Raw genomic sequence first — 429 nt, 5'->3', positions numbered from 1 at the left:
CCGCCGCTGCGCACGGCGTTAAGAGTCAGAGTAAAAAATAACAATGGATGAGTCGGTAAAATCTGCATACAGACATCTGGGACTAACTGGCTATGCTGGAATTCAAAGCATTTCTTCCGGTTTAAAGGTCGGCACTTTAAATCTGGGTACAGCTAGTCAGGTTAATTCTTCGTTAAGGTTGATAGCTTTATTATCGGAGTGGTTCGGCAAACTTATGTCCGCGAACGTCTCTGATTTTCGCGAGTTCAACGAAGAAGAGTTTTGGGGACATCATCTTTCTATTTGCGAGACGTATCCTGGTTATAACCTAGAAGCTTACAAAGACCTATTTGAGGACAGCGTGAGCCATGGCCGCGGCAACTCTTAACAAGGCCGGGCAATTTACTCCGGGCCTACGGCCCTCCGTGGGACAGCTTACCTTGTGCACGT

Annotated in this window: 1 protein-coding gene; it reads left to right on the top strand. The window is 47.3% G+C overall.

The genetic code is table 11. The features are described from left to right. Positions 1-43 precede the first annotated feature (43 nt). Complete coding sequence (locus B4U49_RS18750; RefSeq protein WP_143735411.1) at positions 44-367, top strand: hypothetical protein; 324 nt, start codon at positions 44-46, stop codon at positions 365-367. Positions 368-429: the final 62 nt, after the last annotated feature.

It is taken from the genome of Microbulbifer mangrovi (assembly GCF_002009015.1).
GTDB classification, from domain to species: domain Bacteria; phylum Pseudomonadota; class Gammaproteobacteria; order Pseudomonadales; family Cellvibrionaceae; genus Microbulbifer; species Microbulbifer mangrovi.
Note: the sequence above shows the minus strand (reverse complement) of the source record. Positions and strands in the feature narration are given on the sequence as shown.